At 34.3% G+C, this 14679-nt stretch carries 15 protein-coding genes; 6 read left to right on the top strand and 9 right to left on the bottom strand.

The window, feature by feature from the left end; genetic code table 11:
• Nucleotides 1-2: 2 nt before the first annotated feature.
• From trpC to QYS47_RS05505, 5 genes are all read right to left on the bottom strand, one after another.
• Nucleotides 3-818 (bottom strand): indole-3-glycerol phosphate synthase TrpC, encoded by an 816-nt coding sequence (gene trpC / locus QYS47_RS05525; protein WP_322347980.1) that lies wholly within the window; start codon nucleotides 816-818, stop codon nucleotides 3-5.
• A 204-nt stretch (nucleotides 819-1022) separates the two neighbouring features.
• Nucleotides 1023-2009: an anthranilate phosphoribosyltransferase gene (gene trpD / locus QYS47_RS05520; RefSeq protein ID WP_322347979.1), complete on the bottom strand. Its 987-nt coding sequence runs from the start codon at nucleotides 2007-2009 to the stop codon at nucleotides 1023-1025.
• Between the two features lie 263 nt (nucleotides 2010-2272).
• Nucleotides 2273-2842, bottom strand: coding sequence for an anthranilate synthase component II (locus QYS47_RS05515; RefSeq protein WP_322347978.1), 570 nt, complete (start codon nucleotides 2840-2842; stop codon nucleotides 2273-2275).
• Nucleotides 2843-2856: 14 nt separating this feature from the next.
• Nucleotides 2857-4260: an anthranilate synthase component I family protein gene (locus QYS47_RS05510; RefSeq protein ID WP_322347977.1), complete on the bottom strand. Its 1404-nt coding sequence runs from the start codon at nucleotides 4258-4260 to the stop codon at nucleotides 2857-2859.
• A 351-nt stretch (nucleotides 4261-4611) separates the two neighbouring features.
• Nucleotides 4612-4836, bottom strand: a complete 225-nt coding sequence (locus QYS47_RS05505) for a 30S ribosomal protein THX (protein WP_322347976.1) — start codon at nucleotides 4834-4836, stop codon at nucleotides 4612-4614.
• Nucleotides 4837-4974: 138 nt separating this feature from the next.
• Here QYS47_RS05505 and QYS47_RS05500 point away from each other — a divergent pair, with 138 nt between their 5' ends.
• From QYS47_RS05500 to QYS47_RS05475, 6 genes are all read left to right on the top strand, one after another.
• Nucleotides 4975-5946 carry a calcium/sodium antiporter gene (locus QYS47_RS05500; RefSeq protein WP_322347975.1) on the top strand — a complete coding sequence of 324 codons (972 nt, stop codon included), beginning with the start codon at nucleotides 4975-4977 and terminating at the stop codon, nucleotides 5944-5946.
• Between the two features lie 121 nt (nucleotides 5947-6067).
• Complete coding sequence (locus QYS47_RS05495; protein ID WP_322347974.1) at nucleotides 6068-6766, top strand: C39 family peptidase; 699 nt, start codon at nucleotides 6068-6070, stop codon at nucleotides 6764-6766.
• The gene (locus QYS47_RS05490) at nucleotides 6763-8226 is read left to right on the top strand and encodes a RimK family protein (protein WP_322347973.1); all 1464 of its coding nucleotides are present in this window, start codon (nucleotides 6763-6765) and stop codon (nucleotides 8224-8226) included. The genes QYS47_RS05495 and QYS47_RS05490 overlap by 4 nt, the downstream gene beginning before the upstream one ends.
• A 125-nt stretch (nucleotides 8227-8351) precedes the next feature.
• Complete coding sequence (locus tag QYS47_RS05485; RefSeq protein WP_322347972.1) at nucleotides 8352-9587, top strand: carboxylate-amine ligase; 1236 nt, start codon at nucleotides 8352-8354, stop codon at nucleotides 9585-9587.
• Entirely contained in the window at nucleotides 9587-10282 is a 696-nt protein-coding gene (locus tag QYS47_RS05480; protein ID WP_302127432.1) for an N-formylglutamate amidohydrolase, read from the top strand. The genes QYS47_RS05485 and QYS47_RS05480 overlap by 1 nt, the downstream gene beginning before the upstream one ends.
• 369 nt (nucleotides 10283-10651) lie before the next feature.
• Nucleotides 10652-11578 (top strand): alpha/beta hydrolase family protein, encoded by a 927-nt coding sequence (locus tag QYS47_RS05475; RefSeq protein WP_322347971.1) that lies wholly within the window; start codon nucleotides 10652-10654, stop codon nucleotides 11576-11578.
• A 27-nt stretch (nucleotides 11579-11605) separates the two neighbouring features.
• Here the strand turns inward: QYS47_RS05475 and QYS47_RS05470 are convergent, their stop codons facing one another.
• The 4 genes from QYS47_RS05470 to QYS47_RS05455 form a co-directional block, all read right to left on the bottom strand.
• Complete coding sequence (locus QYS47_RS05470) at nucleotides 11606-12685, bottom strand: alpha/beta hydrolase family protein (protein WP_322347970.1); 1080 nt, start codon at nucleotides 12683-12685, stop codon at nucleotides 11606-11608.
• A 1-nt stretch (nucleotide 12686) separates the two neighbouring features.
• Nucleotides 12687-13331, bottom strand: coding sequence for an SdpI family protein (locus tag QYS47_RS05465; protein WP_322347969.1), 645 nt, complete (start codon nucleotides 13329-13331; stop codon nucleotides 12687-12689).
• 3 nt (nucleotides 13332-13334) lie between these two features.
• The gene (locus QYS47_RS05460; RefSeq protein ID WP_302127438.1) at nucleotides 13335-13589 is read right to left on the bottom strand and encodes an autorepressor SdpR family transcription factor; all 255 of its coding nucleotides are present in this window, start codon (nucleotides 13587-13589) and stop codon (nucleotides 13335-13337) included.
• A 75-nt stretch (nucleotides 13590-13664) separates the two neighbouring features.
• Nucleotides 13665-14576, bottom strand: coding sequence for a hypothetical protein (locus QYS47_RS05455; RefSeq protein ID WP_322347968.1), 912 nt, complete (start codon nucleotides 14574-14576; stop codon nucleotides 13665-13667).
• Nucleotides 14577-14679: the final 103 nt, after the last annotated feature.

Genomic DNA, 14679 nt, shown 5'->3' with positions numbered 1-14679 from the left:
TATTATGCTACTTCTCCTTGATTTGTGATTAGATTTTTCACTTGCTGACTAAACCTTTGGCAAGCTTTAGCGGGCTGACTGCTTTTCATAAAGGTGGTGCCAATTAAGAAACCATCAAATCCAGCTACTTTCATTCTTAAAACATCCTCCGGAGTTTTTAATCCGCTTTCAGCTATTTTAGGAACGTCATCAGGAAGTTGATCCGCTAATTCTTTGGCTACCTCAAGGTTCGTATTAAAACTTTTTAAGTCTCTGCTGTTTATCCCTACTAAATCAGCATAATTACCAAAATGAGAATTTAACTCAGCATGATTGTGAACTTCCAATAAAACTTCCATTCCTAATTCATGAGCCAAAGATGCTAACTCCTGACATTGAGTTTTATCAATCATGGCTGCTATTAGTAAAATAGCATCCGCTCCGTGCGCTTTCGCTTCATAAACCTGATAAGGATCTAACATAAAATCCTTTCTCAAGATTGGGCAATAGTTGTATTTTCTTGCTGTTTCTAAATCTTTAAGACTACCTCCAAAAGAAGGCTCATCGGTTAAAACAGATAAAGCACTAGAACCACTTTGCATATACCCAATTGACACCTCTTCAACTGAAATATTTGGATTAATCACGCCTTCAGAAGGTGATTTCCTCTTTATCTCTGCAATGATACCTGATTTAGTTTCATCCAATATGTATGATTTCAAACTGACAGGCTTTGTCTTGTAATAGAGTTTTTGTTTTAAAAATTCTACTGGAAATAGTTTTTGTCTCTCTTTAACCTCTTCCTTTTTATATTCTGCTATTTGTTCTAATATGTTCATTTTTATAAGATTTTAGATTCTAGATTCTAGAACCTTTCATATTTCTACTTTTTTTCTAATTTTTTCATTCTAAACCTAAATACGATCTGACCTCTGTTAATGACCTGAATTTTATAGTTTCCTGCCTTCGCAGGAATTACTCAAGGAAATATTTAACGAATGTCTTTTAGGTCTGACCTTTAGTACTGACCTAAACTTCAAGCTTCACCCTAATAATTTTTTAAATACTTGGTAAGCTTTCCCAGACTCCACAGCTTCTTTTGCCGCTTCTTTAGCTTCTGATAAGCTTTCATATTTTCCAGCCGCTTTTAAGGCTAATGCGCTATTGGCATAAACCACAGAATGCTGTGCTTGCGTTCCTTCTCCTTTTAATATATCAGTGAAAATTTTTGCAGCTTCTTCAATAGTTTCTCCGCCATGAATCTCTTCCGATTTTATTTTAGTCAAACCAAAATCTTCAGCTTTTACAAACTGCTCGCCTTCTGAAGAAAACACCTTAGTTTCACAGGTTAAGGAGCATTCATCATAGCCTTCCAAGTCATATACTACACTGTATTTAGTATCGGTTTCCTGGAATAGGTAAGAATAAATTCTAGCCAGTTCATGACTGAAAACACCTGCTAACTGTTTTTTGGGTCTGGCTGGATTTACCAAAGGCCCCAACATATTGAAGAAGGTCTTGACTCCTAGTTCTTTTCTGATTGGTCCTACAAATCGCATAGCGGGGTGAAATTTCGGGGCATGCAAAAAGCAAATACCACTTCCTTCTAATTGTTTTTCCAAAACAGATTGCTCATTGGTAAATTCATATCCAAAATGCTCCAATAAATTAGAACTACCACATTTAGAAGAAACCCCATAATTTCCATGCTTCACTACATTTTGACCACAAGCTGCTACTACAAATGCAGATAGTGTACTGATATTAAATGTGTTTTTACCATCACCTCCAGTACCACATAAGTCCATACCGTCATAGGCAGATAAGTCAATAGGAACTCTCAATTCCATCAAGCCATCGCGAAATCCACTTAATTCTTCTACCGTTACAGGGCGAATCATAAAAAGAGTCATGAAAGCCGCCAACTCTGAATTATTAAATTCACCCTGCCCTATTCTTAAAAATATGGCTTTAGCTTCTTCCTTGCTTAGCGTATTATATTGTGATAATCTATTAAGTAATTCTTTCATAATTTAGATTTTTAGAGTCTTGAATCAAGATTCAAGACTATTTTTTCGTCTTTTATATCTCTATTTTATTTCATATTAATGTTAAGTCTGGTCTGACTATTGATACCATAGATATGGTCTGACCACTGGTACCGACCTAATCTACAAGATAAGTAAGGTCTGACCTTTGGTACTGACCTTATCAACCACATAAGTATGATCTGACCTCTGGTACCATAATTACGGTCTGACCTTGGTACTGACCTTATCAAATACATCTAACTTCAAGCTCTCAATATCCAATTCTTAAGTATTTTACCACCTTCTGGGGTCATGACAGATTCAGGATGAAATTGTAATCCGCATACATCATATTCTTTATGAGCAGCCGCCATAATTTGTCCATCATCTGTTCTCCCCAGTATCTCTAAATCCTGTGGGAAATCAACTTCATCAATTACCCAGGAATGGTAGCGACCCACATTGATTTCTTCATTTATTCCTTCAAACAAATAATGCTGTTCTAGTTTTGCTTTATTTTGAATACCGTGTTTTACAGGCTGAATATTTAATAGCTTTCCGCCAAACACCTGACCTATAGCCTGATGACCTAAGCATATTCCCAAAATAGGTTTAGTAGGTGCATATTCTTTTATTAAATTAAGCATGATACCTGCATTTTCAGGTACACTAGGACCAGGAGACAATAAAATTTTATCATATTTAGCCACCTCATCCAAAGTAATTTTATCATTTCTGACTACATCAATTTCAATAGACAACTTTTGCTTTCTAATCACCTCCACCAAGTTGTAAGTAAAGGAGTCGTAATTATCTAACAATAATATTTTCATATCCTTCACCTTAATTAATTTTGATCAAACAAATGCTCAGCCTTATCCATTGCTTTTCTCAAGGCAAATAACTTATTATGCACTTCTTGTAATTCACTTTCAGGATCAGACAAAGCCACAATTCCTGCTCCTGCTCTATAATTCAACTTATTCTTCTTACTCACAAAAGATCGAATCACTATGGCATGATTGAGGTTTCCGTTCAATCCAATTAAACCTACAGCACCCCCGTACAAACCTCTACCCGTAGGTTCATACTTATTAATTAATTCTAAAGCTTTATACTTTGGCGCACCACTTAAGGTACCTGCTGGGAAGGTGTCAGCCAATAGTTGTACTGCAGATTTTTCAGGAACATCCGCTGTTACTTTGCTTACTAAATGGATTACATGAGAATAAAATTGAATCTCTTTGTATACTTCCACCTCCACATTTTCACCATTTTTAGATAGATCATTTCTCCCTAAATCAACCAGCATGGTGTGTTCGGCATTTTCCTTTTCATCATTTAGTAACTGATCCGCTAATTTGGCATCTGCTGCATCATCCCCACTTCTGCGGTAAGTACCGGCTATAGGATTCACATATGCTTTTCCTGACTTCACCCCTACCTGAGCTTCTGGTGAAGAGCCAAATAGCTTATAATCTCCATAATCGAAATAAAATAAATAAGGCGATGGGTTTAGTGAGCGTAAAGCTCTATACACTGTAAATTCATCACCTTTGAATGATTGAGAAAAAGCACGGGATAGAACAATTTGAAATACATCTCCAAATTGAGCGTGCTCAATTCCTTTGTTGATAATGCTAAGGAATTCATCATCCGTCATATTGCTTTCTTCCTCTCCGACTTTTTTAAACTGAAATTGAGGGACAGAACGATTTAATATGATCTGAACTAAGTCATTCAATTTAAAATCATATTCTTTTTTAAGCTGATGTTCAAAAACATGCAATTCATCTTTAAAGTGATCAAAGACTAATACAAAGCGATAAAAATGATAACGAAGAAATGGAATATCTTTATCTACCTTTTCAAAGTTGATATCCTCAAAATACTGCACCCCGTCAAAGCCAGTAGCGCCAAAGAAACCACTTTCTTCAAAATCCTCCTGAGGGAAAATTTCATCTGCTTCAAATTGATTAATAAAAGATTGTAGCTTATCAGGCAGTTCTAATTTACTATTAAGTTCTTCGGTTTTTGTCTCTCCTTCAATTTCAGTATAAAAGCTATTTTCATTGGCTTTTACCTCCGCAACGGATTGTACTCCTATATATGAAAAACTGTTTCTTCTGGTATGATAATCAGAACTCTCCATCAAAAAGGTATGCGGAAATTGATCTCTCAACCGTAAATAAAGTGCTACCGGAGTAAAGGAGTCTGCCGGTAGGGTGATATGTGATTTCTTTATTTTCATTTATACTTTATTTTAATTTTATACTAGCTTTCTGTTTATAATTTATGTTCTGGATTCAACCCTTAAAAACAAAAAAGGCTTACCGGATGTCCGATAAGCCTTTTTCTCAATTGAGCATAGCAAATCTGTTCATCCGGGTTCAGATGTTATTAAGTGCCACCACCATGCTGAATTGAATTTATTAATCATCTTTTTTTAATTTTTGGTCAAAAAAAACCTCGCGACAGCGAGGTTTAAATATTTATATATACCAGTGCTGTCTTCTAAATTTTAGAAGTCCACCACCAATTGATATTTGTATTTCTTTTTTGCATTTCCACAAATGTATGTGCGAAACTGATATAAGCAAAATTATTTGTCAGATTTTTCAGTTTTTTTCTTTGCAGTGGCTTTTTTAGCGGTTGAAGCTTTCTTAGTAGAGGCTGCTTTTTTTGCTGGCTCTGCTTTCTTTTTAGCTTTTGGCTTTTCCTTAGTTGCAGTTTCCGGACCAGAAGAAGCGCTTGGTCTTGGACGGGTATTACCAAATGTTCCTCTCCAAATTTTTCCTTTTTTAGATTTTCTGTCTCCTTTTCCCATAGTTTTTGATTTATGATTGTCTTTTTATTATTTTCTAAAATAAGAATAATTAAATTATTTTGGTAATAATTTATAATTCTAGTTTCCCAATAAGGATTCTTATATTATATTGATGTGTAAACATGTAAAAACCTCATTTTGGCATTATTTCTAAATACGGCTTTTATCATTTTAGGATTTATTCTTTTGATAAAAGGAGCTGATTTTATGGTCAGCGGTGCATCATCCTTCGCAAAAAAATTTAATGTCTCTGAAATCGCTATTGGATTAACTATTGTAGCAATGGGAACTTCTGCGCCCGAATTAGTGGTGAATTTGGTTTCAGGTTCTCAGGGATTAGATGATGTAGTATTTGGTAATTTAATCGGGAGCAACATCTTTAATTTATTCCTGATTTTAGGTATTGCCGGTACAATCCGGCCCTTAATCGTTCAATCAGAGACGGTTTGGAAAGAAATACCTTTTAGTATGGGAGTGGTGATCTTGCTCTTCATATTGGTAAATGATCAATTCTTTTTCGGTCAAGAATTTAATTCCGCAGGTTATATCGATGGTTTTATTTTATTACTCCTCTTTGTCAGCTTCATTTATTACGTTTTCTATAATGTAAAAAATAATAACCATATTTTAGACATGCCTGATGAAACCAAAATTTATAATCATTGGGTGACTTTATTAATGATTTTAGGGGGGATAACAGGATTGGTATTAGGAGGGAAATTAGTTGTAGATAATGCAGTTGATATAGCCCGAAGCTTTGAATTAAGTGAAAAACTGATTGGTTTAACCATTTTGGCTGCGGGTACTTCTTTACCTGAATTAGCAACCAGTGCTGTGGCGGCTTATCGAAACAGAGCAGATATCGCAATTGGAAATGTAATTGGCTCAAACATCTTTAATTTAACCTTTATATTAGGGATTAACTCTATAGTGAAGCCCTTAAATTATAACACTCAATTGAATCTAGATTTTTACGTATTAATTGGTGGTTCCATATTGCTTTTCATCTTCATGTTTACTCTGAAAAATAAAAAATTAGATCGATGGGAAGCTATTCTATTTCTATTCACTTTTTTAGCGTATTTGACTTATATTTTTATCCGAAAATAGGAGTCTTAAATACTGATTATCAAGTTTTTAAAAAATTATTCCCGAAAAGTTGAAAATATTTCCTACAAAAGAAACTAATTATAAAAGCTAGCGTTCTTAGCTTACTTTTTATAACTAAATATTGAAAAATAACACACTCCGTCTGGACATTTCCAGACAGCCTAATGACAGTACTTGCGGGCCCACAAGTTTGCATGCTGTTTATCAATTTTTTAATGACTCTATTAGTCTTGAAGAAGTAATTGATTCCATTGAATATCTTGAAAGTGGCGGAACATTAGCTGTAATGTTAGGAATTGATGCGCTAAAAAAGGGGTATCAGGTTGAGGTCATAACTTTTAATTTAAAAGTTTTTGATCCCAGTTGGTTTCATGATGAAGACATTGACTTAGTCCAAAAGTTAAAAGAACAACTTAAATATAAAAAAACTTCAAAAGTTAAGCAGGCTTCAAAAGCCTATATTCAGTTTATTGAAAATGGGGGTAAGATTACCTATAAAACCTTAAATAAGGATTTATTGCACTCTTATCTCATTCAAGATATTCCGATTTTGACGGGATTGAGTGCCACCTATCTTTATAATGAAAAAAGAGAATTTGGTGACCCAGTTCGCTATGATGATGTAAAAGGATATCCTTCTGGGCATTTTGTGGTATTGAGTGGAATCAACTATGACCAAAACAGTATTACTGTGGCTGATCCATTGCATGCAAATCCTTTTGAGTCACAAAATTATTTGGTGGATATAGACCATCTAATATGCGCTATTTTATTAGGTGTAATCACCTATGATGCAAATCTATTGATTATTCAAAAATGAAAATAATTATAACTGTAAATAACCTTAAAGATTGGGATTTTGAAATCAAGAATATTGAAGTCATTACTGCCAAACAATATTTAACCAATCAAGATTACTCTAAACTTAAAAATGCTAGAGTATTTAACCTATGCCGCGATTATAAATATCAAAGTGCTGGATATTATGTGTCTTTATTAGCAGCAGCCAGAAAGCATAAAGCGATTCCTAGCATTGCTACTATTCAGGAAATGAAGTCTATTTCAGTGGTGAAGATTCTTTCTACAGAATTAGACTCACTCATTCAAAAATCATTGAAAGACATAAAATCTGAGCGTTTTACATTAAGTATATATTTTGGTAAAAACTTATCCAAAAAATATGATGCTTTGAGCATGCAGTTATTCAACTTATTTCAGTCTCCATTTATTAGAGCTCATTTTATTATGAGTAATGGGAAATGGGCAGTACAAAACATTTCACCTATTGCATCGGGAGATATTCCTGAAGAGCATAAGGCTTTTGTAGAAGAAGCAGCAGCAAAATACTTTGAAGCTAAAAAGTTTAATGTACCGGAAAGAACTACTGCTGCTTATTCAATGGCGATTTTATATGACCCTCATGAAAAAACTGCACCTAGTTCGGATAAAACTCTACAGAAGTTCATTAAAGCAGCTTCTCAAAAAGGCATCCAGGCAAATTTAATTACTAAAGATGATTATAACTATTTATCCTCTTATGATGCATTATTCATAAGAGAAACTACAGCTGTGAATCATCATACTTTCCGCTTTGCTCAACGCGCTAAAGCTGAGGGATTGGTAGTAGTAGATGATCCTGAAAGCATCATCAAATGTAGCAACAAAGTTTATTTAGCTGAACTTCTGAAGATGCATCAAATTGAAGCTCCGGAAACAATCATTATCCATAAAGAAAACATCAATATTGCCCCTGATATTTTGGGCTTCCCTATCATATTAAAGCAACCGGATAGTGCTTTCAGCCAGGGTGTAAGCAAAGCCGAAAATATGGAGGAATACAAAAAGAAAGTGGCTGACTTATTAGAAAAATCTGACCTGATTGTCGGACAACAGTTTTTGCAAACCGATTTTGACTGGCGAGTGGGAGTATTTAATGGTGAAGCACTTTATGCTTGCAAGTATTATATGAGCAAGCAGCACTGGCAAATTGTAAACTGGAATAAAAATGGACAATATGGAAAGGTAGAAACTATTCCTGTTGAGCTAGCTCCTCCTGCTTTGATTAAAACGGCCGAAAAACTTTCCAATTTGATAGGTGACAGTCTTTATGGGGTGGATATCAAGCAGAAAGGAAATAAATTTTATGTGATTGAAATAAATGATAACCCCAATATCGACACAGGGGTGGAAGATGCTGTATTGAAAGATAAATTATACAGTAAAATGATGGATGTATTCTTAAACCGAATCCAGAAAACTAAACGAGTAATATTATATTAGGAAAGTCCTATAAACAAACTACCTACTTGTAAAAAGGAAAATTCATTCCGAAGAAGAGAAAACTGCAGAAATCTATAAAATTCATAGAAATCAAGAACAACTAAATAAAAGACATTTTTAATAAAATGGAAACTATACATAAAACCAAAACCTACTCCCTATTTGAATGCTTCGGCATTGAGTTAGAATACATGATTGTAAATCGTAAAAGCTTAATGCCCGCTCCTATTTCTGATCAAGTGATCATTAAAAAATTAGGCCATATTACAGATGAACTGGAAAACGGAACTATTAGCTGGTCTAATGAGCTGGTTTTGCATGTATTAGAATTAAAAACTACCAAACCTGTTCAATCCTTAGAGAAATTAGCGGAAGATTTTCATCAAAACATAGTTGAAATAAATGCTTTGCTTGCAGAAGTGGATTGTGTATTAATGCCAACTGCTATGCATCCTTTAATGGATCCTCTGAAAGAAGTTAAGCTTTGGCCTCATGAAAGAAATGAGATTTATAATCAGTATAATAGCATATTTGATTGCAAAGGCCATGGCTGGGGAAATTTACAAAGCATGCATATCAATTTGCCTTTTGCGGATGATGAAGAATTTCATGTGTTACATGAAGCTATCCGTCATTTAATGGCGATCATTCCAGCTTTAACAGCTTCATCTCCAATTTTTGAAGGTATGAAATCTGAAGTATTGGATAATAGATTAGCATTTTATGAGCAGAACCAAAAACGAATTCCATCTATAACAGGGCATGTAATTCCCGAATCGGTAAAAAGTAAGGATGAGTATGAGCAGAAAATTCTAACCAAAATATATAAACATATAGCTCCTTTTGATCCGGACAAAAACTTACAATACGAATGGTTGAACTCAAGAGGTGCAATTGCCAGATTTGACCGTAATGCAATTGAAATACGAATTATTGATCTGCAAGAATGCCCAGCAGCAGATATCGCTATCGCTGCATTCATTAGTAAGTCATTACAATATTTAATTCCGCAAATCAAGAAGTATAATCCTATTGATGAGCTAGATCTTTATGATATTTATAGGTTAGCATTGGAAGATGGAGGTGAAAGCATTATTCATTACTCTGATTATTTACGCTATTTAGGTATAGAAAAGAAAGGCGACTTAAGCATCAAAGAGATATGGAAATATTTACTCCAACAAGTTGATTTAGGTGATGCACAAAAAAGCGTAGTTGAATATATTTTGGAGTATGGAAACCTATCTCAAAGAATATTATTCAACTTAAAAAATACATCATTTTCGGTTGAGTATATTAAAAAAGAATATCAGCTATTAGTGGAATGTTTAAGTGAAAACAAAGTTTACAAACTACGCTAATGAGTAAAATGATTATCAGTTGTGAGCATGGTGGCTTTGAAATACCTACAAATTATGAGCCTTTATTTCAGGGGGCTGAAGAAGTATTGAAAAGTCATAGAGGTTGGGATAAAGGTGCTTTAGAAATTGCAAATTATCTACATAAAAGATCGGGCCAACCTTTATTTTCGAATACCATAAGTCGCCTTTTAATTGAATTTAATAGAAGTTTGGAGCATAACGAACTCTTTTCTGAATTCAGCAAAAAATTAACTTCGCAAGAGCAGCAACAATTAATAGATGAATTATATATTCCATATAGAAGTCAGTTAGCTCAGAAAATAGAACATTATCTTGAGCAAGATGAAAAGGTAATCCATCTCTCCATTCACAGCTTTACTCCTATTTTGAATGGAGAAGTTCGAAAAACTGAAATTGGGATTTTATTTGATCCGGATAGAACATTAGAGGCAGAATATGCTCTGAAATGGCAAAAAAACATTCTAAAAAACATTGACATCTGGCGAGTAAAATTTAATTATCCTTATTTAGGTATAGATGATGGATTAACTACCTATTTCCGAAAACAATACCCGCTTAACTATGCAGGAATAGAACTGGAGGTCAATACTAAATTATTAGACTGTTACCCTATTCCTCACATTAGCAATTGGCTATTTCCACCGATGAATAAGGTAAATAAGTTGAATAAGTAGAGTTTATAATTGTCTGCTCTGAGCAGCACTGTTAGGAATGAAGCAATCTCAAATTTAGATTTAAAGATTGCTTCACCCTAAAGGGATTTGTAATGATGGTAATTACTAGCCTTTTAGAAAATTAAACTTGTTCTACATTTATCATACTTACTAAAGTGATCAAATAAAATAGTTACTAAAAATCGTAGTTGTGAGAGCAGCCTTGCAATCCCTTCAATAGCTAATTCTCAAAAAGCTTTTTCATAGCGTCATTCCTGACTTGATCAGGAATCTTGACTCTTGTTTAATTATATTGCCTTAGTCGTACCTCCTTCGCAATGACGGAAAGAACGTTCCTGGTGTAAGAAATAAATTCATAATTTATTATGCATGCCTACTATTTTTTATATAATTTCAGGCATGCAATCAGAAAGTCTATTCATTAACAAAGAGCACTATAAGCTTCACCTCAAAAGATTCTGGAAACAGGAAAATGCCCCCTCTATATTGTTAATCCATGGCAGCATAGAGGATGGCAAAATATTCTATTCCAAATCAGGAAAAGGATTGGCTCCTTTTCTAGCAGAAAATGGTTTTGATGTTTTCGTAGCTGATCTCAGAGGAAGAGGAAAAAGTACGCCTCATCCAAGTGCCAACCATAATTTTGGTCATGCATCTGCTTTTGAGGAAGACATACCTGATTTCATTGAAGAAATTAATAGAACAAAAGGACAGGGTCCCCATCATTTAATTTCGCATAGTTGGGGTGGAGTTCATCTTATGGCCTATTTAGCAAAAAATGATTTAGAAGATCTTAAATCATTAGTCTTCTTTGGTAGTAAAAGAGACATAAGAGTGAAAAGTCTGAAAAAATGGTGGATCGTAAACGTAATTTGGTTTGGCTTTTGCACATTCCTTGCCAAAACAAAAGGTTATTTACCAGCTAGAAAATATAAAATAGGAAGTGCTGATGAAGCAAAGGACTATTTCTTGGAAGTGAACAAATGGGTTCGTTCCAAAGATTGGAAAGATCATCGAGATGGTTTTGATTATGCAGCTGCACTACAAAGCAAAAACATTCCCCCTATTTTATCCATAACAGGTTCAAATGATACTGAAATTGGTCATCCGGTAGACTGCAAGCGATTATTAAATGAAATCGGAGATCAAGAGAACTTTGTTTTCAAAGTAATTGGCAAAAAGCAAGGCTATCAACACGATTATGATCATATTAATTTACTAACCCATCCTGATGCTAAAAATGATCATTTTAAAGAGGTTTTGGAATGGTTGAAAAACTCGAAAATAAAATCTTAAGGGACAGATTTTATTTTCGAATTTTCATTATTGGGTTCTCTCATTTATCCATTCAGTAATGATGTCTAAAGCTAGTGGAGAAAAAGTTTGTTCTATTGAAGCATACTCATTAGGCAAACCAGTCTCACTTTCTTGAAATAGGTGATTTAAGCCTTCTAACTCTTGGGTTTGGTAATCTTTATTAGCTCCTGCTTCTAAAGCCTTATTTATTGCTGCTAAATTCTCCTTAGAAGGTACTTGAAGATCATTTGCTCCATTTAAAGCTAAAACAGGACATTTTACCTTTTCAAGGATTTCTTCAGGATCAAATTTTACAAAATCTGAAAACCAGGGCATTGTCATTTGCTTTGCAATTGCTTCTACTTGCTTTTCAGGAATCATACCTCCAAATTTATCCGTGAAATACTTTTTTAACTCTATTTGTATCTCATCCGGCTCAGCAGCTGAATTTAATATAATATCGTAAGCTCCCTTCATATTATTCTGAGCCTGCATTACTGCTGCTTCCGGCACACCCATTTTTCGTTCAATGGTCGCTTTCTGCAAAAGCATTAATTCATCTCCCCTGATACCAGAGCCTGCTAATAATACAATAAATGCAACATCACTTTCTCTTTCGGTTGCTACAATTGGCGCTATATTTCCTCCTAAACTATGCCCTATCAATCCAATTTGTTTCCTGTTAATCTTTTTATGGCCTTTCAGAAATTCCAAAGCACTTTTAGTATCCGCTACAAAATCATTAAGTCCACTTTCATTATAATTTCCTCCTGATTCAGCTGTTCCTCTATCATCTACTCGAAGCACGGCTATCCCATTTTTGGTCAAATGATCCGCTATGACTAAAAAGGGCTTGTGATTCATAATTTCTGAATTTCTGTCCTGAGGACCACTTCCGCTAATCAAAATCACAGCAGGGAACTTGGAACCCTTGGCCGGATAGGTCAAGGTGCCGGCTAAAGAGATACCCTCTGTTTCATTCTTGAAAGTCACTTCTTTTATAGTGTAGTCGAAGGGTGGTTTAGGTTCTTGAGGTCGATTTACTTGACTATACGCCTCTATGCTGACTAATAATGCCGAAACTAAGAATATGAAATATTTTTTCATTTTAATTGATTTTTAATTTTTGGAAAGTCATATAAGAATAAATGATGGGCACCAGGCTAATGACCGCAGTGATTGAAATAAACACCATAAAATTGATTTGCTTTTCAAAAATCAAACTGGACAACACTACAGCAATGCCTCCTATTAACCATAATATACCTGCCAGTTTATGGGTGGCTTTCCATACCTCTTCACTTTCGAGTGTCCATGGAGTTCTAATTCCAATAAAATAATTTGCTTTGATCGTTTTGAAGTAGTTTCCTAAAATGAGATACAATACTCCCACTAGGAGCACAATATAGTTTGGATTGGCAACAGACTGATTGTTGGCAGAATAAATAATAAAAATAGTTATGGCCGAAATAAAAGTGATTAACAAAAACCGAATGTTATCATATTTATTCCCCATTTGATGAAGTTTATTCTTGGGGTCAATTTTCGGAACAATTAAGAGTAATACATAAACCAAAACTGGGAGTACAAAAACTGCTAAAATTAATTCAGTTTTCTCACCGTAACGATCAACCTCTCCTTGTAAATTCCAGTGTAGTGGAACTTTATTCGGTAAATCATTCCAAACGTAGGCCAAATAGACAAAAGGCAATAATACAATCGCAATCAGGGGTAGTTCTTTTTTAAGCTTCATTATTTATTTTTTTAAGGTCATGATCCAGTTTAATAAATCTTCCAGTATGGTGGTATTCAATGAATATTCCACAAACTGGCCTTTCTTTTCACTGCTAATTAAATCGGCCCTTTTGAGAATATCCAGATGATGGGAAATACTAGGTTTGCTCATATTAAATTTATCCGCTATCTGACCGGCATTCAAATCCTGATCTTTCAGCAATTCGATAATTTCCCGCCTGGTTTCATCATTCAGGGCTTTAAAGATTGAATTCATTTATTTAGTTATTTAGATAAATATCTAAATACTTTTATAAAATTCAAAAAGATATAATGATTAAAGAGATAAATTTTAAGGATCTAACATCCAATCCAATAAATCATTCTGATTTATGATGGACCAACTATGGGGATGGCGATTACCATTTGATCTGTAGCCTTTTTGATGAGAGGGTAAATATTCCACCTTTTCAAACTCGTTTTGATTTAAAACTTTGGCTAATTCTTGAATTTGATAGGCATTAGTGTTTACAAAATCAGTTTGTCTATTTTCTTTCCACCATAACGAATCTGGCTCTGTATAAAGTCTTATTTTCGTATTTTTCAGATTTCTCAGATTTGATACATTTTGATTTTGTAAAGTATAGACAGAATATTGTTCGAACTTAGCCACGCTATCTTCTGGATTCCCTAAAGTGTTTTCAAACTTTTGCAGCAACCAGTTCGCCTCTTCAACGGAAACCTCTGAAAAATCACGCTTAATGTTGAGCTCAGCATTATCATACAATGCTTTTAAATTTATCGGTGAGTCCACCAAGAAAACACCCCTTGGCATTATTCCAATTTGAGCATTGCCCGCTAAGTAATTGGATAAGAGGACTGCCACATTCCCTCCACTTGAAAAACCTCCGATGTGTAGATTGTCCCTAGGAAGCTTATAGTTTTCTAAAGCTTGTTTAATTTCAAACGCTAAAGTTTCAATTTCCAGCTGTTTCAACCAGATTTTCTGATTGAAGTTAGAATATAGAATTGCAACATCATTTTCGATTGCTTTTTCTAAAATATCGAATTCTCGTTTAATATCAGATGCTTGTTCTGGATAGCCTCCAAATAAAACCACAACTCCTTTTATGGGCTCATTAGGAATAACTAATTCATAACCTTCTTCTATTATTTCTTGAAATTTACTATCCTCTTGAGGCTTAGTTTGGCAGGAAATAAATAGGATAATAAAGCTTATAAAATAAAATGAGCGGTAGTTCATATTCAAAAATATCAGCATCTTCATAATATTAGCTAATTTAATTATGAAAAACCAGTATGTAGAACATGGCGGTAACAGGAGGGTTGATTTACGAGAGAAAAAC

The organism is Marivirga arenosa (genome assembly GCF_030503875.2).
Classification (GTDB): Bacteria; Bacteroidota; Bacteroidia; order Cytophagales; family Cyclobacteriaceae; genus Marivirga; species Marivirga arenosa.
This window is presented reverse-complemented; position numbering and strand designations above follow the sequence as displayed.

Excerpts from the sequence above, each read along its gene's own strand:
- QYS47_RS05510 (WP_322347977.1), bottom strand. The coding sequence starts at position 4,260 with ATGAAAATAAAGAAATCACATATCACCCTACCGGCAGACTCCTTTACT.
- QYS47_RS05485 (WP_322347972.1), top strand. The coding sequence starts at position 8,352 with ATGGAAACTATACATAAAACCAAAACCTACTCCCTATTTGAATGCTTC.
- QYS47_RS05515 (WP_322347978.1), bottom strand. The coding sequence starts at position 2,842 with ATGAAAATATTATTGTTAGATAATTACGACTCCTTTACTTACAACTTG.
- QYS47_RS05505 (WP_322347976.1), bottom strand. The coding sequence starts at position 4,836 with ATGGGAAAAGGAGACAGAAAATCTAAAAAAGGAAAAATTTGGAGAGGA.
- QYS47_RS05465 (WP_322347969.1), bottom strand. The coding sequence starts at position 13,331 with ATGAAGCTTAAAAAAGAACTACCCCTGATTGCGATTGTATTATTGCCT.
- QYS47_RS05460 (WP_302127438.1), bottom strand. The coding sequence starts at position 13,589 with ATGAATTCAATCTTTAAAGCCCTGAATGATGAAACCAGGCGGGAAATT.
- QYS47_RS05470 (WP_322347970.1), bottom strand. The coding sequence starts at position 12,685 with ATGAAAAAATATTTCATATTCTTAGTTTCGGCATTATTAGTCAGCATA.
- QYS47_RS05480 (WP_302127432.1), top strand. The coding sequence starts at position 9,587 with ATGAGTAAAATGATTATCAGTTGTGAGCATGGTGGCTTTGAAATACCT.
- QYS47_RS05490 (WP_322347973.1), top strand. The coding sequence starts at position 6,763 with ATGAAAATAATTATAACTGTAAATAACCTTAAAGATTGGGATTTTGAA.
- QYS47_RS05475 (WP_322347971.1), top strand. The coding sequence starts at position 10,652 with ATGCCTACTATTTTTTATATAATTTCAGGCATGCAATCAGAAAGTCTA.
- QYS47_RS05455 (WP_322347968.1), bottom strand. The coding sequence starts at position 14,576 with ATGAACTACCGCTCATTTTATTTTATAAGCTTTATTATCCTATTTATT.
- trpD (WP_322347979.1), bottom strand. The coding sequence starts at position 2,009 with ATGAAAGAATTACTTAATAGATTATCACAATATAATACGCTAAGCAAG.
- trpC (WP_322347980.1), bottom strand. The coding sequence starts at position 818 with ATGAACATATTAGAACAAATAGCAGAATATAAAAAGGAAGAGGTTAAA.